Origin of the sequence: Caballeronia grimmiae (assembly GCF_022879615.1) — a bacterium.
Taxonomy (GTDB): domain Bacteria; phylum Pseudomonadota; class Gammaproteobacteria; order Burkholderiales; family Burkholderiaceae; genus Caballeronia; species Caballeronia grimmiae.
In genome coordinates, this window is the sequence record NZ_CP084274.1 from 477,763 (window position 1) to 503,187 (window position 25,425).

Genomic DNA, 25,425 nt, shown 5'->3' on the forward strand with positions numbered 1-25,425 from the left:
ACTTAGGACGACACATCGTTAATGCCGATTTACGTAAAACGCCTCACAGCTTTTCCACGCCTTTTTGACAAACGTGTGAAACGAAATGAGAATTCGTAAGCCTGCGTGCGGAACCGCACATTGCCGCTTATCCTGTGTTTATAGAGTTGTTTCCGGGACGCCCACGCCAACGAACTCCAGATTGCACGGGCCAAGCGGTAAGAAAGACTGAGAGCTTTGAAGACAGGCCCGCAAAAACGAGGTCGGAATTAGTGATGCTAACGATTCAAACAGAACCGAAGGGGGGCGGGGCGGGCGGGCGTCCGAACGTGCGCTCTAAACCGAGAGTTCGGCCGTTAGTCTGGATAACGGAAAGATTCGGCTTCCCGTTCGTCGTCGCGATGATCGCGTGGCTGGCAACCGTTCTGACACCTCCCGCTCTCGCTGCACCGAACGCTACGCAGGCATCGCTCACGGGGACCGGGGACGCGAGCGACGGCAAAGTCCACATTCCTTTCTCTGCGCTGGGCGCATACCGCACGCTAAGTCTTCGCGGACTGGAAGACGTACGCACGGTGAACGTGGGCGTGAGGCGCGATCGCATCGTCAAGGCTGCGCGTCTGCGGCTTGTTTATTCGTATTCGCCAGCATTGCTGTTCCCGATGTCGCATCTGAAGGTGTCGATGAACGACCAGGTCGTCGCGACGCTGCGGTTCGCGCCTGAAAGCGCGGGGCGGACGGTGACGCAGGACATCGAGATCGATCCGCGTCTGATGACCGATTACAGCGCGTTGCAGCTGAAGCTGATCGCGCACTATTCGATGGAGCACTGTGAAGACCCGGGCAATACTGGTTTGTGGGCCGATATCAGTTCGAACAGCGAGATCGTGCTCGACGAAGTCCCGATCACGTTGCCCAACGAACTCGCGCTTTTGCCCGCGCCGTTCTTCGACGAACACGACGTCAACCCGTTGCGGCTGACGTTCGTGCTGCCGTCGAATGCAAGCGATGCCACGCTGCGCACCGCATCGGTGATCGCATCGTGGTTTGGATCGCTCGCGGATTACCGCAAGGCCCGCTTCCCCGTCACGCCCGACTTGCCGAAGGACGATCACGCCGTGCTCGTCGGCCGTCTCGAGGACTTGCCGCCGAACGTTCGTCCCGTCGGCGTCAGCGGACCGGCGCTCGTCATCGCCGACAACCCCGCCGCGCCCGGCCACAAGCTGCTGATCGTCACAGGGGCGAATGCACAGGATGTCGACAGCGCCGCCTATGCACTGGTGCTGCGCACGCCGGGCCTTTCGGGGCCGGTTGCGAACATTGGCCGCCGCGATCCCGAACCCGAGCGCAAGCCCTATGACGCGCCGCGCTGGACGCCCGTCGACCGGCCCGTTCGTTTCGCTGAAATAGTCAAGCGTCCTGAACAATTGCAATCGCTAGGCGGCGCGCTCGAAACCATCAGCCTGGAATTGCGCGTGCCGGTCGACCTCACGTCGTGGAACGAAGTCGGCGCGCCACTCGACGTGCGCTATCGCTACACCGCGCCGAGCGTGCAGAACAACTCCGCGTTGTCGATCGAGATGAACAAGCAGTTAATCAAGTCGTATCGCCTGACGCCGAACGGCGACACAGCCGGTGTGAAGTCGTCCGGTGCGCGCGGCTCGACGGCTGAACTGGAAGTGCCGGCCTATCAGCTCGTCGGCGATAACCAGCTAGATTTCCGCTTCAATCTCGATTCCGAAAAGAGCACGCTGTGCGCCGGCGCGACCGGCAATCCGGCGCGCGCGTCCATCGATCCCGAATCGACCATCGACTTCAGCCGCTTCGTGCACTACGCATCGATGCCGAATCTCGCGTACTTCGCCAACAGCGGTTTCCCGTTCTCGCGCATGGCCGACCTGTCGCAGACGGTCGTCGTCGTGCCCGTGCACCCCGCGCCTCACGAACTCGAAACCATGCTCACGATGCTGGGCCGTATCGGCAAATGGACCGGCTATCCCGCGTTACGCGTGCAGGTCGCGCGTCCGTCGGAAACCGCGCGTTTTGCAGACAAGGACGTGCTGATGATCGGCGGATCGCCGGCCGCGCCGCTCGTCAGCGCATGGAGCGAGTCGATTCCGCTCGCCGTCGATACGCGCGCCGCCGATGTGAAGCGCGTCGGCTTCTCGAAGGCGCAGCAAGCGGGAGCCGGCGCGCTGCGCCTCAACGTCGACGCGGCGCTGTCGGCGGTGTATGGCTTCCAGTCGCCGGCGGCGAAGGGGCGCTCGGTCGTCGCGCTGGTGGCGAGCGACGCGACCCGCGCCCGCGAACTGCTCGATGCGTTCGATGACCCGCAGCTCGTCGGCCTCATCCGCGACGATGTCGCCGTGATCCAGCGCGACAGCGTCGAGAGCGCGCGCATCGGCGAACGCTATGCGGTGGGGCATGTGCCCTGGCGAGACCGGGTGCTAGGCTTCGCGTCGCGTCATCCGGTGCTGCTCGGCATCCTCGGCGTGCTGGCGGGCCTGCTGCTCGCGGTCGGCGCGTTCAACTTCCTGCAGCGTCTCGCGCAGCGTCGACAGGAATTCTGAGCGATGAACCGCCGCCCCACATCCCCTCTTAGTTTCTGGCTGCTCATCGGCGTGGCCGGGCTTATTCTTGCGCTCGTCTTCGCGCCCGCCGCGCGCGTCGAAGCGGCCGAAGGCTGCGGCCCATGGCCCGCGTGGGAGCAGTTCAAGCGCGATTTCCTGTCCGACGATGGCCGCGTGATCGACGCCAGCGAAGCCGACCGGCGCACCGTGTCGGAAGGGCAGTCCTACGCGCTCTTCTTCGCGCTGGTCGCCGGGGACCGCGCCGCCTTCGACAGGGTCATGCACTGGACCGAGAACAATCTTGCGGATGGCGACCTGACCGGCCATCTCCCGGCGTGGCTGTGGGGACGCGCGAACGACGGCTCGTGGACCGTGCTCGATTCGAACCCCGCTTCGGACGCGGATTTGTGGATCGCCTACGCGCTGCTCGAAGCCGGCGCGCTGTGGGGCGAGCGCACCTACTCGCTACGCGGCGCACGACTCGCGGCGCGGGTGCTGGAAGACGAGACGTTTCCCGTCGCGGGCGTGGGGCGGTTCCTGTTGCCGGGCACGACGGGATTTCGTCCGACCGACGATACGTGGATCGTCAATCCGAGTTATGCGCCGTTGCAAGTGCTGCGCGCACTGGCGACGCGTTTTCCGGCCGAGCGCCGCTGGCAGCAGCTGGTCGATGGCAGCGCCGTCATGCTGCGGGATTCCGCGCCGCGCGGCCTCGCGCCCGACTGGGCGACGTATCGCGCGGGCCATGCATTCGACCGTGACGCAACCGCCACCGACGACACGACCGGCTCCTACAACGCAATTCGCGTCTATCTGTGGGCCGGAACGCTCGATGCGGACGACCCCCGCGCTGACGGGCTGCGCCGCCATTTCGTGCCGTTCGCCGACTTCATCGCGGCGCGCGGCGCGCCGCCCGAAAAGATCGATGCCGCAACCGGCGCGGCAGCGGCCAACGACGGCAACGCGGGCTTCTCGGCGTCGGCGGTGCCGTTCCTCGTGTCGCTCGGGCAGCGCGCGCTGGCGGCGGGACAGGCCGCCCGCGTCGCCCGGCTGAACGCGGAGAGCGCACCGGGCTACTACACGAGCGTGCTGACGCTGTTCGGCATCGGCTGGTACGAGGGGCGCTATCGCTTCGCCGCCGATGGCACGCTGCGTCCCGCATGGAGCGCCACATGCACGCCACGGTGAAACAGGGCGCCTGCGGCGGCGCTGTTGCGGCGTTGCTCCTCGCTCCGGGCGCGGGGCGAGCGTCGGGCGCATCGCCGCCGGACGCATTGCCCGAGGATGCCGGCCGCTTCTACGACATGTCGCGGATGTGGGCGGCGAAGCATCGCGACGATCTTGCGCTGTCGCAGCTTCAGAAGGCGCTGCTGATCGCCCCGGACGATCCGATGCTGCTTGCCGAACAGATCCGCATTCTATTGCGGCTCGGTCAGCCGGACCCGGCGAAGGCCATTCTCGACGGCTTGCGCAAACGTTCTCCTGATGCCGTGGAGACGCGCTGCATCGAAGAAGAATATCGGGTTGCGACCACGGGCCGTCAGGAGATGGCGGGTATCCGCCTGCTGGCGCGCAGTGGCCGCGCGGACGAAGCCCTGCGCCGGCTGAAGGCGTTCTTTCCGAACGGCGCGCCGTGCGGGCCGCTCGGCGCGGAGTACAACAAGATTCTCGGCTCGACCGATGCCGGCCGTCCGCAGGCGGTTGCCGCGCTGCGCCGCGCGCTGGCCGCGAACCCGAACGACGTCGACGCCGCGCTCGTGCTGTCCGTCCTGCTCAACGAACGCGCGACGCGCCCGGAAGCCGAACGCATCGCGCATGGGCTCGTCGGACGCGACGACGTGAGCCGCGAGGTATCGCTCGATGTCTGGCGGCGCGTGCTGAAGGCGGGATCGGACGAGCCGGTGTTTTTGCCGTCGTTGCGCGCGTATGTCGAGATGGTCCCCGACGACGATCAGATGCGCGAGCGCCTTGCCGGGCTCGAAACGGCTGTCGGCGCCCAGCAGCGCGCCGAACGCGATCCGGCGTATATCGCGCGTCAGCATGGCCTCGCGGCGCTTGCCCAGGGCGATCTGGCGCGCGCGGAGCCGTTGCTCGTGCGTGCGGCGGCGGCCCGTCCGGACGATCCCGACGCCGTCGGCGGACTCGGATTGCTGCGCCTTCGCACCGGCGATCAGGACGCCGCGCACGCGCTCTTCATGCGGGCGGCGGAACATGCGCCGGACAATCGCAGCAAATGGGTCGGCCTCGCGCGCACGACCGAACTCTGGGGCGCGCTCGCCAAAAGCCGCGAGGCGCTGGCGAATGGCCGTCCCGCCGATGCCGAACGCGCCGCCCGCGCGGGCCTGCGCATCCAGCCGAAGAACGACGATGCGCGCCTCCTGCTCGCGAACGCGCTCGTCGCCCAGCAGCGATGGACCGACGCGGAGCCGATCCTGCGCGGTCTGCTGGCCGCGCGCAAGCCGAATCTCGACGCGGTCGCGCCGCTGCGCGTCGTGTACGAGCGGACCGGCCGCACCGCCGAGCTGGATAGCCTGTTCGATTCGCTGCAGCGCCGCGTCACGTCGCCGAAGGAGAAGCGGGAGATCGCGCAGATGCGCGCGGAGCTGCTCGTCAAGCAGGCCGAGCGATTCCACGCCGATGGCCGGGACGGTCCCGCCGCCGATCACTACGAAGCCGCGCTCAGGCTCAATCCCGACGCCGCGTGGACGCGCTTCGCGCTGGCGCGGCTGTATCGCGATCTGGGTTCGCCGGACCTGGGCCGCCGCGTGATGGAGGACGGGCTCGCGGCGAGTCAGGCGCCCTCGATGCGCTATGCCGCCGCGCTCTACGACAACTCGCTCGACGACGTCCGCAGCGCGAAGGCGCTGATCGCGCCGCTGCCGGAAAGCGAGCGCACCGACGGCATGCGCGAACTGGTCCGCAAGCTAGACGTGCACGAGGCGCTGGAAACGTCGCGCGAGGCGGCATCGCACGGAGAACGCGAACGCGCCGCCGCCGCGCTGAAGGAAGCACGCGACAAGGCGGGCGACGATCCGTATCTGCTCGCGTCGGTCGGCGCGGCGTATATCGATCAGGGCGAGCCTGACCGGGGCGTGGTGCTGCTGCGCGACTGGATCGACGCACACCCGAACGCCGCCGATGCCGACATCCGCCTGCGCTACGGCGATCTCCTGAGCAGTTCGCACCGCGACCGCGAGTTGCAGGCGTGGCTCTATGCGTTGCGCGAGCGCGGCGGACTGAATAAGCGGCAGCTCGCGCGTCTGGAAGATCAGGCGCTGCGGCTCGCGCTGCGACAGACCGACGAAGCACTGGAGAACGACGACTTCGAACGCGCGCGCAAGGTGCTCGCGTCGGTGAGTCCGGCGGGCCGGGCGGACCGGCGCTACACGCTGGAACTCGCGGATGTCGAGCGCAGGCAGGGCAATTTCGCGGTGGCGCGCGAGCAGCTCGAACCGGTGCTCGCGAAGGCCCCCGACGATGCCGAAGCGCAACTCGCGCTCGCCCGCGTGCTCGAAGACAGCGGCGAGCGCGCGGAGGCGTTGACGGTGACGCGCCGCGTGCTGTCGCAAGTGCCGCCCGATGACGTCGACACGCGGCTCGGCGCGGTGCGCCGGCTGGCATCGCTCAAGGAGACGGACGAGGCGCGGGCGGTCACGGCGGGCTTGCGGCAGGAATATCCGCAGCGGCCCGATGTGACGGTGCAGGCCGGGCGGCTTGCGCAGCGCGCGTATCACTTCGACGAAGCGGCATCGCTCTACAAGACGGCGATCGCGCAGGAAACGGCGACCGGGCTTGCCGCCGATCGTGGCACGTCGCCCGCGCAGCGCGCCCTCGATCAGCTCGAAGCGCGCCGCGAGCCGGACGTGGAAGCGGGCCTGTTGTTCGCCTACAAATCGGGCGATGCTGGCATTTCCAATTACCACGCGCAGCAGGTGCCGGTGTACGGACAGGTGCCGATCGGCTACGCGGGCCATCTGTTCGCGCACGTCGACACCGTGCATCTCGACGCGGGCACGCTTCAGAATCCCGACATCGACAGCTATACGCGCAACACGTTCGGCACCTTCGCCGCGCGTGCAGCCGGCACGCCGCTCGTCGCGTCGGTGCATCAGCGCGCGTTCGGCGTCGCGATCGGGGCAGGCTACCAGTCGGACGCGTGGCGCTTCGATCTCGGCACGACGCCGCTCGGCTTCCCGGTGCAGTACGTCGTCGCGGGCCTGCGGTATCGCTTCGAGACCGACAAGGCGAGCGTCACCGTCAGCGCATCGCGGCGGCCGGAAACCAGCAGCGAGCTGTCGTACGCGGGGGCGCGCGATCCGGTGACGGGCGTCGTGTGGGGCGGCGTGCGGCGCGATGGCATCGACGTGCGCGGCTCCGTCGATATCGGCAAGATCAACGTGTTCGCGAGCATCGGCGGCGGCGTGCTGACCGGGCACAACGTCAAGACCAATCAGGAAGTGACGGCGCGCGCCGGCTTCGAAGTGCCGGTCTACGAGCGCCCGGACATGCGCGTATCGACGGGTCTCGTCGGCAATGCGTGGCACTACACGAACAACCTGCGCTTCTATACCTACGGACAAGGCGGCTATTACAGCCCGCAGCGCTATCTCGCGCTCGGCGTGCCGGTCGAATGGACCGGACGGCGCAACGCGTTCACGTGGGACGTGGAGGCGGTCGTCGGCATGTCGTGGACTTACGAGCGCGATTCGCCGTATTTCCCGATCGGCCTGCCCGCGTCGGCGAATGTCCAGGGCGGCGGCAACAACGTGTTCAAGGGCGGCTCGGGCGGCGGCTTTTCGTATGCGTTTCGAGGCGTGCTGGAGTATCGCTTCAATCCGAAGCTCGTTGCGGGCGTGCGGCTCTCGATCGAACATTCGCACGATTACATGCCGAGCGCGGGCATGGTCTACGTGCGATACGACTTCGATGCCCGCAAACGCGACACCAGCATGCAGACGCGGCCCGTCCGTCTTTATTCGAGCTACTAACGAAAAATCATACAACGAGGGAAAAAAATCATGAACGACGCGACCTGCGCCAGTTATAGCCGGACGACCACGAGGCCGACGGGATGGCTCGCCGGCTTACGCGCCTCGGTGCAACGCCTGCCGCACGCGGGGCACACTGAACGTCTGGGCATCGACGGCTTGCCGGACAGGTGGTCGACGCTCGCACGCGGCGCGGTGCACGGCATCTACACGACGCCCGGCGCCCGCGCCTGCGATGCGCTCATCTGGAACACGGCGCGCAAGGCCGGGGCCGAGCACGTGACGGTCGTGCGCGCGCTTGCGAGCGGCGAGATCGCAGCGCAACTGCGCGCGCGCGGCTTGTCCGCCGACGAACGCGCGCCGGGCTGGCCGCGTCATCTGACCGTGCTGGCTATGCCTCCGGACGATATGGACACGCCGCTTCGCGCAGCCTTGCGCGCGCTGTGCAAGCGCGGCTTGCGCTCGCATTCGCTGTCGATCATCGAGGGCGCGGAGCGCTGGTTCAGTTGGGACGATCCGGCCGCGCTCAGCCGTGAGGGCGAGTTCCTCGCGCGCTGGTGCGCGAAGCGCCGCGTCTCGATGCTCCTCGTGTTCCGCGCCGAGCCGCCGGCGCGCGCCTACGCTAGTTCCGAGACGCTTCACGTGCGTTTCGCGGGCGTCGCGCGAATGGGCGAGATGGCGGGCGAATTGCGCTGGCACGTCGACTTCTGGCGCACCGGGCAGACGCTCGTCGCCAACGAGACCTGCGCGCTGCGGCTCAACGCGGCGGATGCGCTCGTCGCGGAGCCGGAGTCGCCGTCGCATGGACGCATTCCGTCGAAGCCCTTCACCGACGATGAGCATCGCGTAGTCATGCCGCGTGCGCTCGCCAACACCGAAGCATGGTTTCCGGGCGACTGGGAACTGCACGCGGACAACGCGTCGGTGTTTTCCGCGTGTGCCGAGGCGCGGGCCGCATCGGTGTTCTTCACGCTCGACGCGCAGTCATCGCTTGGAGAGTTGTGCTCGATGATCCACGCGCTGCGCAAGCAATGCGGCGGCGCCCTCAAAATCGCCGTCGCGCAAAGCAGCGACGCCATCGCGCTGAATCACGAACTGCTGCTGCTGCGCGTGGGCGCGGACGCGGTGCTCGCCAGCCGTGACCTGTCCATTTCGCGATTGCTTTGCACGCTGCGCGCGCTGCAGGGGCATATTCACACCGGCGCGACCGTCGAAGATCCCGCCGCCGCGCTCGCCGCCGCTCAGCCGGACCCGGTCGGCGGTTATGCGCCGCTCGCGCGCTTCTGCGATCGCGTCGCGGCGGTGCTGCAACGCAGTGCGCTGCTCGCGCTGCCGCATGTGCTCGTCGAGTTGACGCTCGGCCCCGATGTGTCGCATCTCGATGCGCTGTGCGCCACGCTGTCGCGGCAACCGGGGCGGCTCGCAACCGTCGACGCCACGCGGGTCTATCTGTTTCTCTTCGGGTGCGAGCCGCCCGACGCGCAAGAACGTCTCGCGCAGATGCTCGGTACGTCTGCCGCCAGCTTCTTCGCGGAACGCAAGCTGTACGCGGGCAGCGCCATTGCGCGGCAGATCGAGGCGATGCGCGACCGCGCCCGCCATGCCCACGCGCCCGACTATAGCGACGTGCTGCCGGTCGCGCCCGCATCGATGCCGCGTGCGCCATTGGGCGGCGGTGCGTCGTCGCGCGTGCTGGATTGGGCGCCTGTCGCTGTCGCTGGCGCGGCGGCGCCGGAGCGTGAGCCGGGCCGATCACGGCATGCGGAGCGTTGCGCGCTGCCGATCCGGCGAGAGGTGGACGCATGATGGGGATGCTGCTGGCCTGCGTCGGCGCGGGCGTCGCCATTGCGATACCGCTCTGTCTCATCGGTCATCGACGGCGGGCGCGCCGGGACGCGCTGCCTGAACCGCGGCTCGAGCGCGTCGTCAGCGAGACGCGGCTCGTGCGCGCCGAGGGCGGCGCAAGCAGCCAGCCAGACGGGAACCCGCGATGACCGTGATCGCAGTGGTATCGACGGCGGGCGGGGCGGGGCGCACCACGATTTGCAGTGCGCTCGCGGTGCTGCTCGCGCGGCGGGCGCGTCAGGTTTTCGCGATCGAGCTGGACGCGCAGAATATCCTCGGGGCGTATCTGGGCCTCGAAACGCTTGCGCCGCGCGGACTCGTCCATGCGTTGCTCGACAGCAGCACCGACTGGCACGCGGAGTCATTCCGCAACGACGACGGCGTGATGTTCGTGCCCTACGGCGCGCTCGACGCGGAGCAGATCGGTGCGAGCGAAGCCGCGTTCGCCGCGTTTCCGGGCTGGCTCGCGGGCGCGCTCGGCGACATCGACCAGCGGCCGGATGCCGCCGTGCTGATCGACGCCGCGCGTTATCCGTCGCAGCAGGCCGAACAGGCGATGCGCGCCGCCGATCTCGTGCTGTGCGTGACGACGCCGGAGCCGGCGGGATGCGTGTCGCTGGCGGCGTCGATCGGACCGATGCGGCGGGGCGGCGCAGCGTTTTTCATCGTCGTCAATCAGTTGCATCCGACGCACGAGATGCATCGCGATGCGCTGGCCTTGCTGCGGGCGCGCGTCGGCGACGGGGTGATCCTGCCGCAGCGGCTGCATCGCGATGCGGCGCTGCCCGATGCGTTCGCACGCGGCGCGTGGGTCTTCGACGCCGCGCCGCATGCTCAGATTTCCCACGACCTGCACGGCCTCGCCCGCTGGCTCGACGGCTGGCTGTCCGCGCACGCCGAAACGGGTTGATGCGCCATGCAGCCCATCGACGCGACCCGCCCATCGCTACGTTCGAGATTCGCGAACTGGCTCGCGCCGCGCCTCGGTCTCGACGGCACGCGCACGCCTGCCGACTGGCTCGTGCGGCTGCTGTTTCATGCGCCGCGCCCCGGCCGCCGCGATGTGCCGCAGCTCGTGATCGCCGCGTTCGTCGCGCGGCTCGCGAGCGAGTGGCAGATCGCAGCGCGTGCGCCGCTCCCGGTGTGGTTGTGGCGCGCGTTCGTGAAACCGGCGCGCGCGGGCGGCGTGAGGACGTCGGTGCGCGCGGGCATCGCGGGAGCGTCGCTCGTGTGGAGCATGGCGACCGCCTTCGCGCATCGCCAGCAGCGCCGCTTCGATGCCGCCCTCGCGCGGCTGCCGTGGGCGCCGCTATCGGCCGCACTGGAAGGCGCGAGCCGTGTCGCGGGCCGTGGGCGGCTCGCGATGTTCGTCGTCGTGCTGACGGGCGGCGCGCTTTTCGTGCTGGCCAGCACCGCGCCGCTCTCGACCACCGCGCAGTTGCAGTTCGGCGCGGTGTCGCTCGCGGCGTCGCTGCTCATTCGGCGCATGCCGGGCCGGCTGCCGCTCTTGCTGCTGTCGTCGCTTGCGCTGCTGATGACCGCGCGCTACGCCTACTGGCGCGCCACCGCGACGCTCGATTTCCGGTCACCCGGGGATACGCTCGTCGGCTATGCGCTCTTCGGCGCGGAAGCGTACACGTGGATGATCCAGTTGTTCGGCTTCATCCAGACCGCCTGGCCGCTCCATCGCGCGATCGTGCCGATGCCGCCGGACCCCGCGACATGGCCGACCGTCGATGTCTATATTCCTACGTATAACGAACCGCTTTCGGTCGTGCGGCCGACGGTGTTCGCCGCGCAGGGCATCGACTGGCCGGCGGACAAGCTGCGCATCTACCTGCTCGACGATGGCCGCCGTCCCGAGTTCCGCGCGTTCGCGCATGCGGCGGGCATCGAATATCTGGTCCGCGACGACAACCATCACGCGAAGGCGGGCAACATCAATCGCGCGCTGGAGCGCACGCACGGCGAATACATCGCCATTTTCGACTGCGATCACGTGCCCGCGCGCTCGTTCCTGCAAACGACGATGGGCACCTTCCTGCGCGAGCCGAAATGCGCGATGGTGCAGACGCCGCATCACTTCTTCTCGCCCGATCCGTTCGAGCGCAATCTCGCAACGTTTCATCGCGTGCCGAACGAGGGTTATCTGTTCTACGGGCTCGTGCAGGCGGGCAACGATCTGTGGAACGCGTCGTTCTTCTGCGGCTCGTGCGCGATCATCAAGCGCAGCGCGCTCGAGGAAGTCGGCGGCGTGGCGGTCGAGACCGTGACCGAGGACGCGCATACGGCGCTCAAGCTGCATCGCCGGGGCTACACGACGGCGTATTTGCCCACCGTGCAGGCGGCGGGCCTCGCGACCGAGAGCCTCGCGAGCCATATCCGCCAGCGCGTGCGATGGGCGCGCGGCATGGCGCAGATTTTTCGCATCGACAATCCGTTCTTCGGGCGCGGCCTGAGCATCTTTCAGCGGCTGTGCTACGGCAATGCGATGCTGCATTTCTTCTATGGCATCCCGCGCCTCGTCTTTCTGACGATGCCGATGGCCTATCTCTTCTTCCACATGCATTTCATCCACGCGCCCGCGCCCGCGATCGTCGCGTACGTGCTGCCGTATATCGCGCTGGCGAATGTCGCGAACTCGCGGCTGCAGGGCGGCTTCCGGCATTCGTTCTGGGCGGAGGTCTATGAGTCGGTGCTGGCGTGGTACGTCGCGCTGCCGACGACCATCGCCGTGCTCAGTCCGAAGCACGGCAAGTTCAATGTCACCGACAAGGGCGGGCGCATCGATCAGGGCTATTTCGACTGGTCCGTGTCGCGCCCGTACATCCTGCTCGTCGCGCTCAACGCGCTGGCGCTCGCGGTCGGCTGCTGGTCCCTCGTCGCGGGCGATCCCTACGAGGTGCCGACAGTGCTGATGAACATGCTCTGGACCACCTACAACCTCGTGCTGCTCGGCGGCGCGCTGTGCGTGGCGCGCGAGGCGAAGCAGACGCGGGCCAATCAGCGCATCGCGATGCGCCTGCCCGCGACGCTCGTGCTTGCCGATGGCCGCTCGATCGCCTGTACCACGCGCGACTGTTCGATGGGCGGCTTCGGCCTCTCGCTGCCCGAGGGACAGCGTTTCACCAGGGACGAGCCGATGTCGGTGTGCGTGAGGCGTCCCGAGCAGGAGTTCAGCTTTCCGGTGCGCGCGGTCTGGCAATCGGGCACGCAACTCGGCGTCAAGCTCGAACAGCTCGATCTCGAAGCGGAGCGGCGGCTCGTGCAACTGACGATGGGCCGCGCGGATGCGTGGATCAAATGGCACGACACCGAGCTTGCCGACAGGCCGCTGCGCGGATTGCGCGATGTCGTCGGCGTGGGCGTGCGCGGCTACGGACGGCTCGGACACGATGCGGTGCGCGCGACGCGAGCGTGGTTCGCGGCTGCGAGAGCACGATCATGAGCACGCCCGTAAGCACGAGAAGCGCACGCCGATGAGCACGCGCATGACATGAACCGGAGCACGAAGCGATGGCGTTCTGGAATCTCTACTTCATCCTGAAGCTGTATCTGTGGGCGAGCGGCCATCTGACGCCGGTCTGGTTAGCCAATCTCGCGTTTGCTCTGACGCTCGGCGCCACGTCGTTCTGGCGCGCGAGGCTGGCGCGCATCGCACGCTTTGTCGTTGCGCTCGCAATCGCGTTGCCGCTGATGTACAGCGAGTCGAAGCTGCCGCCGTTCTCGCGGCTCGTGAGCGAGCTTGGCGCGATGCTGCACTTCAGCGCCGGTTACTGGCTCGAACTGGCGCAGCGCTTCGTGCCGCCGGCGCTTCTCGTGGCGGGCGTGGGCGCGGTCGTCGTGTATGTCGTGGTGAATCGCTGGGTGCGCGTGTCGACGCTCGTGATCGCGGCGCTGATCACCGCGCCGGTCTATGAACTGGGCCGCGCGATCCAGTTGCCGGGCAACGCGGCCTCGCCCGCCGGAACGTCGCCGCAGGCGCTTTCGGAGAAGATGCGCGCGGGCAATGCAACGGGGCAGCCCGGCGCGGCGGGCCACGACACTGAACTTGCCGCTTTCCGCACCGAAGAATCGAAGCGCCGCGTGAGCTTCCCGCCTCTCACGAGCGATGCGGGCGGGCAGTTCGACATCATCGTGCTGCATGTGTGCTCGCTGTCGTGGAACGATCTCGATGTATCGAAGGCGCGCGAGCATCCGATGCTCAGTCACTTCGACTACGTGTTCACCAACTTCAGCACGGCGGCGAGCTATAGCGGCCCGGCGGCCGTGCGCGTGTTGCGTGCGGCGTGCGGGCAGGAGCCGCACCAGAAGCTGTACGAACCCGCCGATGCCGATTGCTACCTGATGAGCGCGCTCGCCCGCGCGGGCTACACGCCGCAGGTGCTGCTCAATCACGATGGCCATTTCGGGGATTTCGCGCAGACGGTCGCGCGCAACACCGGCGCGCCGAACGTGCCGTTCCTTCCGAACGGCGCCGCGCCGGTGCAGATGCGCTCCTTCGACGATTCGCCGATCCGCGAGGACTACGGCGTACTCGCCGGCTGGTACGCGCAGCGCGCGCAAGTGCAGGGGCCGGTCGCGCTGTACTACAACACGATCAGCCTGCACGACGGCAACCGGCTGCCGGGTGTCGCGGGCACGAGCCTGCAAACGTATCCGCGCCGCGTGCAGAAGCTGATGACCGATTTCGACCGCTTCGCTGATCTCGTCGCGACTTCGGGCCGGCGCGCCGCGATCATCTTCGTGCCGGAGCACGGCGCGGCGCTCGCCGGCGACAAGGATCAGATCGCCGGGCTGCGCGAGGTGCCGACGCCGCATATCGTGCATGCGCCGGTCGGCATCCGGCTCGTCGGATTCAGCGGGACGCGTCCGGCGGCGACGGTCATCGCGCAGCCGTCGAGCTTTCTCGCGCTGGCGCAACTGCTCGCGAATCTCGTCGCGCGCAGCCCGTTTCAGCCCGGCGCGACGCTTCCCGAGTACGCGGCCAATCTGCCGCGCACGCGCATGGTCGGCGAGAACGAGCAGACGGTGACGATCGGCACGGCGCAAGGCTTCTCGGTTCGCACGCCGGATGGCGTATGGGTGGATCAGCAATGAACGATACTTCGAACGAGCCCGACGACTGGCCCGAGAACGACGTCCGCGGTCTCGCGGCCCGTCTGCCGGGTCTCGATCCGCAGACGTACTACGATGACGAAGCAGCGCGTGCCTACGATGCCGCGTTGCGCCGCTGCCCGGCGCTCGCGCGGCTGCTCGGACTTCCCGCGCCCCCGGCCGGGCACGCCCCGATTTCCTGACGGTGAACGCGATGGCCGCCACGACCCGAAGACAATTTCTGCGTACGATGTCCGCGTGCGCCGGCGCGTTGCTTGCGCCGCCCGCGCCGCCGATCCGCGCCGCGCTCACGCTGCCCGCGACCGGCCGCACCGGCACGATCCGGGACGTGGGGCACGTCGTCATTCTGATGCAGGAGAATCGCTCCTTCGATCATTACTTCGGCACGCTCGGCGGCGTGCGCGGCTTCGAAGACCCGCGGCCGCTGGTCCTCGCGAACGGCCGGCCCGTGTGGTATCAGCCGGGGGCGTCGGTGTTCACGAGCGAATATCAGAGCCGCGGCTTGCCGAATCATGCGCCGTATGTGCTGCCGTTTCATCTGGATTCCAAAGCAACGACCGAATTCACGCCCGGCACAGACCATAGCTGGAGCACGGGCCATCTCGCGTGGAACGAGGGCCGCTACGACGCGTGGGTCAATCAGAAGCAGGACCCGCTGACGATGGCCTTCCTGCGCCGCGCGGATCTCGCCTATCACTACGCGCTCGCCGATGCCTTCACGGTCTGCGATGCCTACTTCTGCTCCGTTCACGCCGATACCGCGCCCAACCGGCTGATGCTTTTCAGCGGCACGATGGACACGCGCAACCGGCTGGGACCCTTGCGCACCGGCCCGGGTTTCAGCGAGCGCGACGCAGGCGATCCGTATAGCTGGACCACGTATCCGGAGCGGCTGGAATCGGCGGGCATCGAATGGAAGGTGTATCAGGGCGGCACAGGCTTGCCCGGCGACGCGACCGACAACTACACGAACAACTCGCTGGAGTTCTTTCAGCGCTTTCAGGCTGCGCATAACGCGCCGGCGTCGCTGGTGCAGAAGGGCGCATCGCGGCATACGCTGCTCGAGTTTCAGCGCGATGTCGATGAGAATCGCCTGCCGGCGGTGTCGTGGGTGATTGCGCCGAAGATTTATTGCGAGCACCCGAACGGCTGTCCGGCCGATGGCGCGTTTTACATCAACCGCATTCTCGAGGCGCTGACGTCCAATCCGGGGGTGTGGGGCCGCACGGTCTTCTTCATCAATTACGACGAGAACGACGGCTTCTTCGATCACGTCGTTCCACCGATGCCGCCGCTCACGAGCGCGCAGGGCAATGCGGGACTGGTGTCGCGCAAGCTCGTCGACAGTCTGGGCGATGAGTTCGTCGATCTGGACGAGTATCCGCGCCACAAGCGGCCGCTGATTCCGAACGCCGATCCGGGCGGGCGGCAACCGATTGGCCTCGGGCCGCGGGTGCCGATGATCGTCGTGTCGCCGTGGACGAAGGGCGGATGGGTATGCTCGCAGGTCTTCGATCACACGTCGGTGCTGCAGTTCCTGGAGGCGCGTTTCGGGGTGGCGGAGCCGAACATCAGCGCGTGGCGCAGGGCGGTGTGCGGCGATCTGACATCCGCGTTCGATTTCACCGTGAATCCGGATACGGCGAAGGGCCCGTTCGGGCCGGTGGCGCGCGTCGGGTCGCGGGGCGCGGCCATCGCGATTCCCGATCCGCAGGCGATGCCCGGCTGCGAGCGCACCACGCGGCCCGCGCGGGCGCTGCCCTATGCGCTGGCGATGAACGGCCGTATCGCCGATGACCTCTTCTTGCTGGACTTTCGCAATGGCAGCCGCGTGGGCGTCGCGTTCTATATCTACGACCGGGTGCGTGCCCCGAGCGCGCCGCGCCGCTACACGATGGCGGCAGGCGACGCGTTTTCCGACTTCTGGCCGCTGCGCGATTCGCAGGGCCGCTATGACCTGTCTGTCTACGGGCCGAACGGGACCCTGTTCGAATTTCGCGGTTCTGCCGAGGGCAATGCGTTGCCGGAGGTTCAGCTTTCGCTCGATCCGGGCGCTTTGCTCGCGACGCTGCGCGTGACGAACGGAGGGCGCGTCGCGTGCCGGTTGCGAGTGGCCAATGCGTACGACACGGCGTCGGCGCGCGCGATCAGCGTGAGTCCGGGGGAGACGCTGATGGATCGATGGGATGTGTCGGGGCGATCGGGGTGGTATGACCTGAGCGTGTCGTCGATCGACTTCGACGGGTTCGCGCGGCGCTATGCGGGGCATGTGGAGACCGGCGCGCCGTCGATGAGCGATCCGGGGCCGGTTTGAGGGGGAGGCGCTGAGGTGGGCGTTGCGTGTCGCAGCGCTTGATCGTTGACCTTCTGTTGCAGTCGAGACAAGGGAATCGAAGTAGTATCGCCATCGACTTGCAATGCTCACAGGTTCAAAAGCAGACCGATGACGCAACCGTCGACGCTCTGGGCTGAACTCGAAAAATTCATTCGCGCCCGGATAGGTCTTTTATCGACACCAGCACTGAGTGTGTCGAGCAGTCTTGAACGCGATCTGGGCCTCACCGGCGACGATGCCGCTTACTTCATGGAAGCCTGTTTCGAGCAGTTCCACGTCGAAGTGAGCGATTTCGATTTCCCTCGATACTTCGTGGAAGAACGCGCGCCGGGACCGTTTCTTCTTTTAGCCAGCCTGGTTTTCAAGCCGGTTCGAAAGCGCTACGAACGCGAGCCTGTGACCGTTGCGATGCTTCAGCGCGCAATCGATATCGGCGCATGGTATAGCGCCCGGCTTCGAATTCAATAAAGCCGCCGCGGAATCACCGCCCCGAATACGTCGCGGCGATCAGCTTCAGATACCGGCGACAGTCTTCCACCGCAATCCGTCGCTCTGCGATCGCATGCGCTCCGTCAGCGTACGTGCGATCCACCCACGCAAGCCCGTTCGCCTTGCCGAGGCCAGCCGCTGCCTCCAGATCGCGTATCGCGCCTTCCGTATCCCCGCGCTCACGACGAAGCAAACCGCGATTGCGATGCGCGAGCGCATCCCCGGGCGCGAGGCGGATGGCTTCATCGAAATCGCATAGCGCGCCGTCCGTGTCGCCCAGATTCCGGCGGACGACGCCACGGTTGTTCAATGCATCCGCGTGAGCGGGCGCCACGCGAATCGCTTCATGCAAGTCGAGCAGCGCGCCGTCGATGTCTCGCCGTTCGAGCCGCGCGACGCCCCGATCGTTCAGCGCATCCGCGTGACCGGGCGCGAGGCGGATCGCTTCGTCGAGATCGGTTAGAGCGCCGGGCACATCGCCCGCGTCGTGGCGTGCTCTTGCCCGGCGCGTGTAGGCGTCGGCGTAGGCGGGGTCGAGGCGAATCGCTTCGTCATAATCGGCGAGCGCGCCGTCGATATCGCCCGCGCCCGCCCTCGCCGCGCCACGATTCGCATACGCGACGGCGTGATCGGGCGCGAGTTCTATCGCACGATCGAAGTCGTTCAGCGCGCCCTCGATGTCGCCGCTGGCGTGGCGCGCGTTGCCCCGGTTACAGTGCGCGTCGGCGCGGCGGGGATCGAGACGGATCGCTTCGTCGAAGTCGCCCAACGCACCGGCCAGATCGCCGTTGCGGGCGCGGATCACGCCCCGGTCGTTATAAGCCGCCGCGAAATCGGGCGATCGCGCGATCGCATCGTCGAGGTCCCGGAGCGCGCCCGGCGTATCGCCCAACTTCGTGCGCGCGACGCTGCGGTCATAGTATGCGGCGGCAAGATCGGGCTGGAGGCGCAAAGCCTCGTCGAAATCCCGCAACGCATCGTCGGGCAAATCATTCGCCATACTGACGATTCCGCGATTCGCGTAAGCCTCCGGCCGATCGGGAGCGAGACGGATGGCCGTGTCGAAGTCCTGCATCGCGCCGTCGAAATCGCCGACGCGTCCGCGCGCCGCGCCGCGATCCACATATGCCCCCGCGAAGTCGGGCGCGAGAGCGATCGCACGGTTGAAGTCGCCGAGTGCACCGTCGATGTCGCCGTCTTCGCTGCGCAGCGAGCCACGGGTGTAATGCACGCCGGGATCGTCGGGCTCGAGGCGAATGGCTTCGTCCAGATCACGCAGGCCGCTCTGCCGGTCGCCACGTTTGGCATGCAAAAGACCACGCGCTATATAAGCGTCCACAAAATGCGGTCTGATGCGGATGGCTTCGTTCAGATCCGCGAGCGCGCCTTCCGTATCGCCGCTGCCGGCGCGCATATCGGACCTGAGCACATAAGCCGATGCGCGGCCCGGTTCGAGCCGCACCGCTTCGTCCAGATCGTGCAGCGCGCCTTGCGCGTCGTTCATCGCGAGCCGCAATGGTGCGCGCAACGTGTATGCATCAGCCCAGGCGGGATCGATGCGAATCGCGTCGTTCAGATCGGAAAGCGCGCCCGGCAGGTCGCCCCGCTCGCGACGCGCGTTCGCACGGTTGAACCACGCCACCGCGTAATCCGGATCGAGACGCAGCGCGACGCCGTAATCGCGCAGCGCGGCGTCGAAGTCGCCCTGGTCGCAAAGCACGTTGGCGCGGTTGTTGTGCGCGACGGCATCGTCGGGACGCAAGCGGATGGCGGCGTCGAAATCACGCAGCGCGGCGTCGAAGTGGTCTTGCTGGACGCGCACGAGGCCACGGTCGTGATAGGCGGCGGCATCGTCGGGAGCGAGGGCGATCGCGCCATTGAGATCGGCGAGCGCGCGTTCGGTGTCGCCGAGCTTCGCGCGTGCATTGCCGCGTCGTGCGAGGGCGCGGGCGTCGCGTGGACGCAGTGCGATCGCTGCGTCGAAGTCGTGCACGGCGGCTTGCCAGTCGCCCAGCGACTGCCGCGCGACGCCGCGTTCGACATACGCATCCGCCAGATTCGGCTGCGCGACGATCGCTGCATCGTAGTCTTCGATGGAGGTCGCGACATCGCCGCGTTCGAGCCTGAGGCGTCCCCGCTTCAGCCGGGCATCGGCGTCATCGGGCGCGATGCGCAAGCAGGCGTCGTAGTCGCCGAGCGCGGCGTCGAAATGGCCGGTCGCGTGATGCACGTCGGCGCGTCCACAGTAGGCTCGTGCGTGGCCCGGGTCGAGCGCGAGCACGGTGGCGAAATCGTCGAGCGCGCCATCGGCATCGCCCTGGCGCGCACGCACCAGTCCGCGTTCATACGATGCCCGCGCGTTGCGTCCGTCAATGCCGATCGCATGATCGAAGTCCCGCAATGCGCCGTCGAGTTCGCCGATGCACGCCCGCGCGATGCCCGATTCGACATACGCGGCGACGTGGCCGGGCGCGGAGCGGATCACATCGCCGAAATCGCGCAGCGCGCCCGCGACGTCGCCCAACTGGCGGCGCAGGCAGCCACGATCCATTTTTGCGTCGACGAGTCCCGGCTGAAGGCGCAGCGCCTTGTCGTAATCGAGCAGCGCGCCGCGTGCGTCGCCGCGATTGCCGCGCACGTTGCCGCGCAGTCGATACGCAGCCGCGCAGTCAGGCTCGATACGGATCGCGCGATCCAGGTCGGTCAGCGCGCCATCGAAATCGCCCTTAGCGGCGCGCACGCGTCCCCGATGACGCAGCGTGTTCGCATCGCCCGGCGCGAGCCGCAACGCGCGGCTGAGATCGACGATCGCGCCGTCCGCATCGCCCTTCGCATGACGCACGAGTCCGAGCGCAACGTGAGCGTCGATACACCCGCGTTCGATATCCACCGCGCGGCGATAGTCGAGCAGCGCGCCGTCGAGATCGCCGTTGGCTTCGCGCGCATGGCCCCGGCCGAGACGGCTCGATAGCTCGTCCGGCTCGCTGCGCAGCGCGGCGTCGTAGTCGAGCAAGGCGGCGTCGAATTGCCCTTGCATCTTGTGCACGCGCGCCCGTTCGCGAAACGCGGGCGCGCAGAGCGGATCGAGCCGGACCGCTTCGCCGTACAAGCGCAATTTCTCGTCGATGGACGCGGCGGCGACACCCTGCTCGAAGCATTGCTGCGCGGCGAGTTCTTCCATCGCGACAGCCCGCGCCGAGCGCGCGGCGGCGCGTTCGTTCAGCGCGGCGTCGTGCGCAAGGTCGATTCCATCCGCCGGCAGCGGCGCGCGCCACGCATCGCGAGGCTGGTAGTGCTGGCACCGGCGATGTATCTGCGCGATGCCTTCGTCGCACCGATGCGCGTCGATTGTCAGCGGGTCGTGTTGTCCGAGCTTCGCCAGCTTGCCTTTGAGCTGGCCGCCGATCGCAGGCGACTCGAACCCGCAGCCCTTTACCACTAGCGGAATCACGTGGCAGCGGGCGTCGAGCGCGGCCTCGACCTCGCGGCGCAGCCGGTCGTCCGGGCCGGAAAGGTCCTGGAGCGCCGATGGCGTTAGCAGGACGACGAAGTGCGCGCAAGTCTGAATCTGTGTGCGGGCGATGCGTTCATAGGCGGTATCGGCGACATCGAGAAAGTCGAAGATTACGTCGTATCCGTGCCGCTCCAGATGCTGGAACATCGCAATGGCCCAGGGCCGGTTGCCGCGGTGATAGCTGATGAACAGAGACCGCATGAGACGCTCCATTGAGGACGGTCGTTCGATGAAGCGGTCGCGTCGATGGCAAGCGGCGGATGTGCGTGTGTGCGCTTCGATAACGCTTTTGTAGCAGCAACAAAACGCTGCGACAACTCGGTCCGGTCCGGATATGACGATGTCCGCAGCTTGCCGCGCCCGAGCACGCATGCTTTACTGCTGTTTGATAAGCAAGAACCCATTGAACACGGAGACACGCAGCACATGACGGCAAGCGAAGCTGTAAGCGCATTGCGCCAAACCCTCGGCGCGGACGTGGTCGCGCTGCCCGGCGAATTCGGCGAGCGGCGGGTCGTCGACTGGAGCGGCTTGCCCGGCGAAGTGCCTCTCGCCATCATCCGGCCGCGCAATACGGAAGAGGTCGCACAGGCGCTCGCCATCTGTTCGCGCTACGGGCAATCCGTGGTCACGCAAGGCGGACTGACGGGACTCGTCGGCGGGGCGAACGCGCGGGGCGGGGAGGTCGCGCTGAGTCTGGACCGCATGAACCGCATCGTCGAGATTGATGAAGTGTCCGGCACGATGACCGTCGAAGCCGGCGCGGTGCTGCAAACGGTACAGGAAGCGGCGAGCGCGGCGGGCTTCTACTTTCCGCTCGATCTCGGCGCGCGGGGAAGCTGCACCATCGGCGGCAACCTCGCGACGAATGCGGGCGGCAATCGGGTCATCAAGTACGGGATGATGCGCGATCAGGTGCTCGGGCTCGAAGCGGTGCTCGCGAGCGGCGCGGTCGTCGGCGGTCTCACGAAGATGATCAAGAACAATAGCGGCTACGATCTGCGGCATCTTTTGATCGGCAGCGAAGGGACGCTTGCGGTCATCACGCGCGTCGTGCTGCGGCTGCGGCCCAGGCCGACCGCGACCGCCACCGCATGGTGCGGCCTGCCCGGCTTCGCAGCGGTGACGACGCTGCTCACGCGCGCGCAGGCGGGACTCGCGCCGGGCGTATCGGCGTTCGAAGTCATGTGGGCCGGTTATCACGATGCCGTGCTCGGCAATCTGCCGAATCTGCGCGCGCCGCTCGGGTCGCCGCATCCGTTCTATGTGCTGCTCGAAAGCGTCGGCACCGATCCGGTTCGTCACAACGAGGCGTTCGAAGAGTTTCTCGGCGCGATGCTGGAAGAGGGCATCGTGACGGATGCGGCCATCGCTTCATCGGAAGCGCATGCGCTGGCATTCTGGGCGATTCGCGATGCGCCCGGCGAGTATCAGCGCTTCATTCCGAATCACGCGGCCTACGACGTGAGCTTCTCGATCGGGCAGGTCGGCGAGGCGGCCGCGCGTTGCGAGGCGCGTCTGCGCGAACGCTGGCCGCAAGCGCTTGTTCTGATCTACGGACATCTGGGCGATGGCAACATTCATATCGTGGTCGACGTGCCGGGCCTGGGCGCACACGATCACGACGACATAGACCGCGTCATCTACGATGTCACGCGCGAACTCGGCGGATCGATTTCGGCGGAGCACGGCATCGGCGTGAAGAAGCGGCATTACCTGCCGCAAAGCCGTCGCGAGACGGACATCGACGCGATGCGCGCGATCAAGAGCGCGCTCGATCCGCTTGGCATTTTGAATCCAGGTAAGGTCGTCTGAGGCGGGGTGTGCGGGCGCTGCGTATGGATTATGCGGCGCTTGCTTGTTGTCAGAGCGCCGAATTGGTTCGCCTCTCGATAGCTGGGTCTTTTTCCTGCATTTCTGCACGCGTCGTCGTTATGCAGTGCCATCGACGGCTGTGCGCAATTCGTGGCAATCACAACGGTCCCTATAGATCGACCCTCCCTCGCGGAAAAGCGTGCCGGCTTGCCTGGTCGCCTGTATATCGACTTATGGTTGGAATGACGCGTGAACTTGCTCCGCTAGTGGATAGAACGTAGGCAGGCGTCGTCGGCTCTCTTCCATAGTTCTTGCGAACGGTACCGCATCGACCGGTGAAGAAGCCTCAACTCACGCGTGCCTTGCGATGCACGATCCAAAGTGCTCCTAAGCCAGATGCGCGAAGCGATTAGGTAAAGGATCGGTGATGCGCGATCTCCACGGCGTCAGTGTCCTCGTAGTGGAGGGTGAGAAGGCGATCGCCACGTTCATGCAAGACATACTCGAACGGCTCGGGTGCAGCGCCGTTGATTGAGTTTCTACGCTGCACGATGCCTGCGCAAGCGCGATTCGACTCGTTCGACGTCCCTATTCTCGACACAACCCTCCACGGTAATCGCGTGAACGCGGCTGCCGAACCCGTGAGACAGCGCGCTCGTCGCTCGCTGCACGGGCGTAAGTAAGTTCTCGGCGCGACTTTGTGACAAGACTTTTCTTCGCATGGACCGAAGCGCACGCGCTGTACGGTAGGAACTCACTAAAGCGCCAACTTTTCCAAGAAGCGGCCCGGAGAGAATTCTTTCCGGTAGTAGCTCAGCAAGGGACGTTATTTCCGCTCGCCGGACTTCTCTAGACCTGTCAAGGGCGGCTCGACAAGGGTTAACGCTGTTTCACCTCTTCCGTCTTCGTCTTTTGCATCGGAAAAAACTGCCTGTGGAACGTTATCGCTCATCGTTGAGACGCTCAGTCAAATCTCCCGATCCTAAGCCCAGTAAGCGTTAGCCCGGTGTTTTCCCGCGTATTCAATCGACCGAGCCGTTTCGCGAACCTAACGATCGGTCGAGCGACTAACCGCGTTTCGCGCATATTTCAGGTACTTTTGACGTACGAAATGATTCGCATCTTTCGAAACCGGACCAATATTGACCGATTCACTGTCATTCGTCTTAAATAACGCGAACGTTTGTTCCGGCTCTGCAAACGTTTGCAGGAGGATTTCCCGCCTACGGTATGAATAAAGCAAGCGATTACTTTTCTGCCTTCCTGTTACATTCAGAAACGTCTTAGGGAGTTTTAGGACTTTATACTCCGGTCTCCTTAACGCAGACATGAATAAATTCCCGTGCCTTCGAACCAGCCCACCCGATCGCAAGACGAAAATTCCTTGTTTCCCGTGCTCAACCGCGAGAACGCTCCCGTTTCGCGTAGAGGCTTCCTGTCTCTGATGATGGCGAGCGCCGGGAGTGCCGCGTTGGCCGCATGCGGCGGCGGTAGCGAAGCAATGTCTGCGGATAGCGTCGTCAACGCTCAGGCCGTCGCAAAGAGCGCCTCGGCAAGCGGTACCGTCATCCCGCCCGCAGCCTCCATCACCGATAGCTCAGGCGCCGTGTGGACGCTCGTCGGTGGCCGCGTGAATCGCAACGGCGCTGGGGTAGCGACCGGTTCGCCCGCGGCGCTCACCACCATCCTCTATTACAACGGCGCGATCTACGCGAAGAACTCCGCCGGCACGTGGTTCAAGAACGGCAGCACGTGGCAGAACGTCGGTACCACGGACCCGCGCGGCGTGGCGTCGGCGGCAGCAGCGACTTCCGGTTCGAAGTTCTACGGCATCAACGGTCACCTCGCTTACGGCTCGGGCATCTACAAGACGATGTCGGCGGCGGCGCAGCTCGCGATCCTCAAGGATCTCGGCGTGACCAACTACCGTGCCGACGTCGCCGATTCCGGCATGGCGAAGACGATTGCAGCCGCGCTCACCGGCGCCTTCAAGGGCAGCGGCGTGTCGATCCTGCCGGTTCTGAACCCGCTTTCGTGCGGCTGGAATACGTCGCTCAGCGAGTCGTCGGCCTACACGCTCGGCTACAACCTTGCGACGGGCGCGACGACGCAGCTCAAGGGCCTCGTGTCGCACATCGAATGCGGCAACGAACTCGACGTTCCGCTCAAGATAAGCGGCGACGGCAGCAGCGCGGCAAACTGGAGCGCCTCGGCATGGCCGTCGCTGCGTGGCGTGCTGCGCGGCATGATCGATGGCGTGCGCGCAATCGATCCGTCGATCAAGGTCGGCGTGGGCACCGGCATTCCGCTCTCGTATCGCGCATTGCAGATGCTGTGGAACGGCGTCTCGCCGAACGGCACCACGAATGGCGCGAGCGGCGCGGCGTCGATTCGCTGGGACTTCACCTGCTATCACTGGTACGAAAGCTCGGGCGACATGCTGTGCGGCTGGCAGAACAGCAAGTGCTACGACGTGCTCCAGGCGCTCAAGGATTCGTTCGGTGTACCGATCTGGTTGACCGAGTGGGGCTGGAATGCTCAGAAGGACACCGCGGACCAACAGTCCGCATACATCCCGAAGGCGCTGGCTCAATACCGGTCGCTCAAGGACAAGTACAACATCGAATCGATCATGATGTACGCGGTCATCGACGACAACTACGGCCTGATCGCGGGCGATGGCGTGACGAAGCGCGCGTCGTACAACAACTTCAAGAACTTCATCAAGGCGAACCCGGTTTAAGCGGACGCTTCGACAGCACGGGCTTTGAA

14 protein-coding genes are annotated in these 25,425 nt (G+C 66.4%); 13 read left to right on the top strand and 1 reads right to left on the bottom strand.

Going from position 1 to position 25,425, the window contains the following annotated elements; translation table 11 throughout:
- Positions 1-380: 380 nt before the first annotated feature.
- From bcsB to LDZ21_RS25605, 11 genes are all read left to right on the top strand, one after another.
- Positions 381-2,549 (top strand): cellulose biosynthesis cyclic di-GMP-binding regulatory protein BcsB, encoded by a 2,169-nt coding sequence (bcsB, locus tag LDZ21_RS25555; protein ID WP_244796907.1) that lies wholly within the window; start codon positions 381-383, stop codon positions 2,547-2,549.
- Positions 2,550-2,552: 3 nt separating this feature from the next.
- A complete protein-coding gene (gene bcsZ, locus LDZ21_RS25560) occupies positions 2,553-3,737 on the top strand; it encodes a cellulose synthase complex periplasmic endoglucanase BcsZ (protein ID WP_244796908.1) in 1,185 nt (394 codons plus the stop codon).
- Positions 3,722-7,537 carry a cellulose synthase subunit BcsC-related outer membrane protein gene (locus LDZ21_RS25565; protein ID WP_244796909.1) on the top strand — a complete coding sequence of 1,272 codons (3,816 nt, stop codon included), beginning with the start codon at positions 3,722-3,724 and terminating at the stop codon, positions 7,535-7,537. The genes bcsZ and LDZ21_RS25565 overlap by 16 nt, the downstream gene beginning before the upstream one ends.
- A gap of 30 nt (positions 7,538-7,567) precedes the next feature.
- The gene (locus LDZ21_RS25570; RefSeq protein ID WP_244796910.1) at positions 7,568-9,343 is read left to right on the top strand and encodes a BcsE family c-di-GMP-binding protein; all 1,776 of its coding nucleotides are present in this window, start codon (positions 7,568-7,570) and stop codon (positions 9,341-9,343) included.
- A complete protein-coding gene (locus LDZ21_RS25575; protein ID WP_244796911.1) occupies positions 9,340-9,531 on the top strand; it encodes a hypothetical protein in 192 nt (63 codons plus the stop codon). Before LDZ21_RS25570 ends, LDZ21_RS25575 begins: the two co-directional genes overlap by 4 nt.
- A complete protein-coding gene (gene bcsQ / locus LDZ21_RS25580; protein ID WP_244796912.1) occupies positions 9,528-10,292 on the top strand; it encodes a cellulose biosynthesis protein BcsQ in 765 nt (254 codons plus the stop codon). The genes LDZ21_RS25575 and bcsQ overlap by 4 nt, the downstream gene beginning before the upstream one ends.
- Before the next feature lie 6 nt (positions 10,293-10,298).
- Positions 10,299-12,830 carry a UDP-forming cellulose synthase catalytic subunit gene (gene bcsA / locus LDZ21_RS25585; RefSeq protein ID WP_244796913.1) on the top strand — a complete coding sequence of 844 codons (2,532 nt, stop codon included), beginning with the start codon at positions 10,299-10,301 and terminating at the stop codon, positions 12,828-12,830.
- Between the two features lie 68 nt (positions 12,831-12,898).
- On the top strand, positions 12,899-14,482 hold the full coding sequence (bcsG, locus tag LDZ21_RS25590; protein ID WP_244796914.1) for a cellulose biosynthesis protein BcsG: 1,584 nt from the start codon (positions 12,899-12,901) through the stop codon (positions 14,480-14,482).
- Entirely contained in the window at positions 14,479-14,682 is a 204-nt protein-coding gene (locus LDZ21_RS25595) for a hypothetical protein (RefSeq protein ID WP_244796915.1), read from the top strand. Before bcsG ends, LDZ21_RS25595 begins: the two co-directional genes overlap by 4 nt.
- An 11-nt stretch (positions 14,683-14,693) precedes the next feature.
- The gene (locus LDZ21_RS25600) at positions 14,694-16,814 is read left to right on the top strand and encodes a phosphocholine-specific phospholipase C (protein ID WP_244796916.1); all 2,121 of its coding nucleotides are present in this window, start codon (positions 14,694-14,696) and stop codon (positions 16,812-16,814) included.
- Between the two features lie 129 nt (positions 16,815-16,943).
- Positions 16,944-17,303: a DUF1493 family protein gene (locus LDZ21_RS25605; protein ID WP_244796917.1), complete on the top strand. Its 360-nt coding sequence runs from the start codon at positions 16,944-16,946 to the stop codon at positions 17,301-17,303.
- A 13-nt stretch (positions 17,304-17,316) separates the two neighbouring features.
- Here the strand turns inward: LDZ21_RS25605 and LDZ21_RS25610 are convergent, their stop codons facing one another.
- Positions 17,317-21,039: a tetratricopeptide repeat protein gene (locus tag LDZ21_RS25610; protein ID WP_244796918.1), complete on the bottom strand. Its 3,723-nt coding sequence runs from the start codon at positions 21,037-21,039 to the stop codon at positions 17,317-17,319.
- A 225-nt stretch (positions 21,040-21,264) separates the two neighbouring features.
- Here LDZ21_RS25610 and LDZ21_RS25615 point away from each other — a divergent pair, with 225 nt between their 5' ends.
- Both LDZ21_RS25615 and LDZ21_RS25620 read left to right on the top strand, forming a co-directional pair.
- Positions 21,265-22,653 (top strand): FAD-binding oxidoreductase, encoded by a 1,389-nt coding sequence (locus tag LDZ21_RS25615; RefSeq protein ID WP_244796919.1) that lies wholly within the window; start codon positions 21,265-21,267, stop codon positions 22,651-22,653.
- A gap of 1,501 nt (positions 22,654-24,154) precedes the next feature.
- A complete protein-coding gene (locus LDZ21_RS25620; protein ID WP_244796920.1) occupies positions 24,155-25,396 on the top strand; it encodes a glycosyl hydrolase in 1,242 nt (413 codons plus the stop codon).
- Positions 25,397-25,425 lie beyond the last annotated feature (29 nt).

What these genes read in the sequence shown, in the direction of transcription:
- LDZ21_RS25575 (WP_244796911.1), top strand. Translation starts at nt 9,340, where the DNA reads ATGATGGGGATGCTGCTGGCCTGCGTCGGCGCGGGCGTCGCCATTGCG.
- bcsG (WP_244796914.1), top strand. Translation starts at nt 12,899, where the DNA reads ATGGCGTTCTGGAATCTCTACTTCATCCTGAAGCTGTATCTGTGGGCG.
- LDZ21_RS25595 (WP_244796915.1), top strand. Translation starts at nt 14,479, where the DNA reads ATGAACGATACTTCGAACGAGCCCGACGACTGGCCCGAGAACGACGTC.
- LDZ21_RS25610 (WP_244796918.1), bottom strand. Translation starts at nt 21,039, where the DNA reads ATGCGGTCTCTGTTCATCAGCTATCACCGCGGCAACCGGCCCTGGGCC.
- bcsQ (WP_244796912.1), top strand. Translation starts at nt 9,528, where the DNA reads ATGACCGTGATCGCAGTGGTATCGACGGCGGGCGGGGCGGGGCGCACC.
- bcsZ (WP_244796908.1), top strand. Translation starts at nt 2,553, where the DNA reads ATGAACCGCCGCCCCACATCCCCTCTTAGTTTCTGGCTGCTCATCGGC.
- LDZ21_RS25605 (WP_244796917.1), top strand. Translation starts at nt 16,944, where the DNA reads ATGACGCAACCGTCGACGCTCTGGGCTGAACTCGAAAAATTCATTCGC.
- LDZ21_RS25565 (WP_244796909.1), top strand. Translation starts at nt 3,722, where the DNA reads ATGCACGCCACGGTGAAACAGGGCGCCTGCGGCGGCGCTGTTGCGGCG.
- bcsA (WP_244796913.1), top strand. Translation starts at nt 10,299, where the DNA reads ATGCAGCCCATCGACGCGACCCGCCCATCGCTACGTTCGAGATTCGCG.
- LDZ21_RS25570 (WP_244796910.1), top strand. Translation starts at nt 7,568, where the DNA reads ATGAACGACGCGACCTGCGCCAGTTATAGCCGGACGACCACGAGGCCG.
- LDZ21_RS25615 (WP_244796919.1), top strand. Translation starts at nt 21,265, where the DNA reads ATGACGGCAAGCGAAGCTGTAAGCGCATTGCGCCAAACCCTCGGCGCG.
- LDZ21_RS25600 (WP_244796916.1), top strand. Translation starts at nt 14,694, where the DNA reads ATGGCCGCCACGACCCGAAGACAATTTCTGCGTACGATGTCCGCGTGC.
- LDZ21_RS25620 (WP_244796920.1), top strand. Translation starts at nt 24,155, where the DNA reads ATGTCTGCGGATAGCGTCGTCAACGCTCAGGCCGTCGCAAAGAGCGCC.
- bcsB (WP_244796907.1), top strand. Translation starts at nt 381, where the DNA reads ATGATCGCGTGGCTGGCAACCGTTCTGACACCTCCCGCTCTCGCTGCA.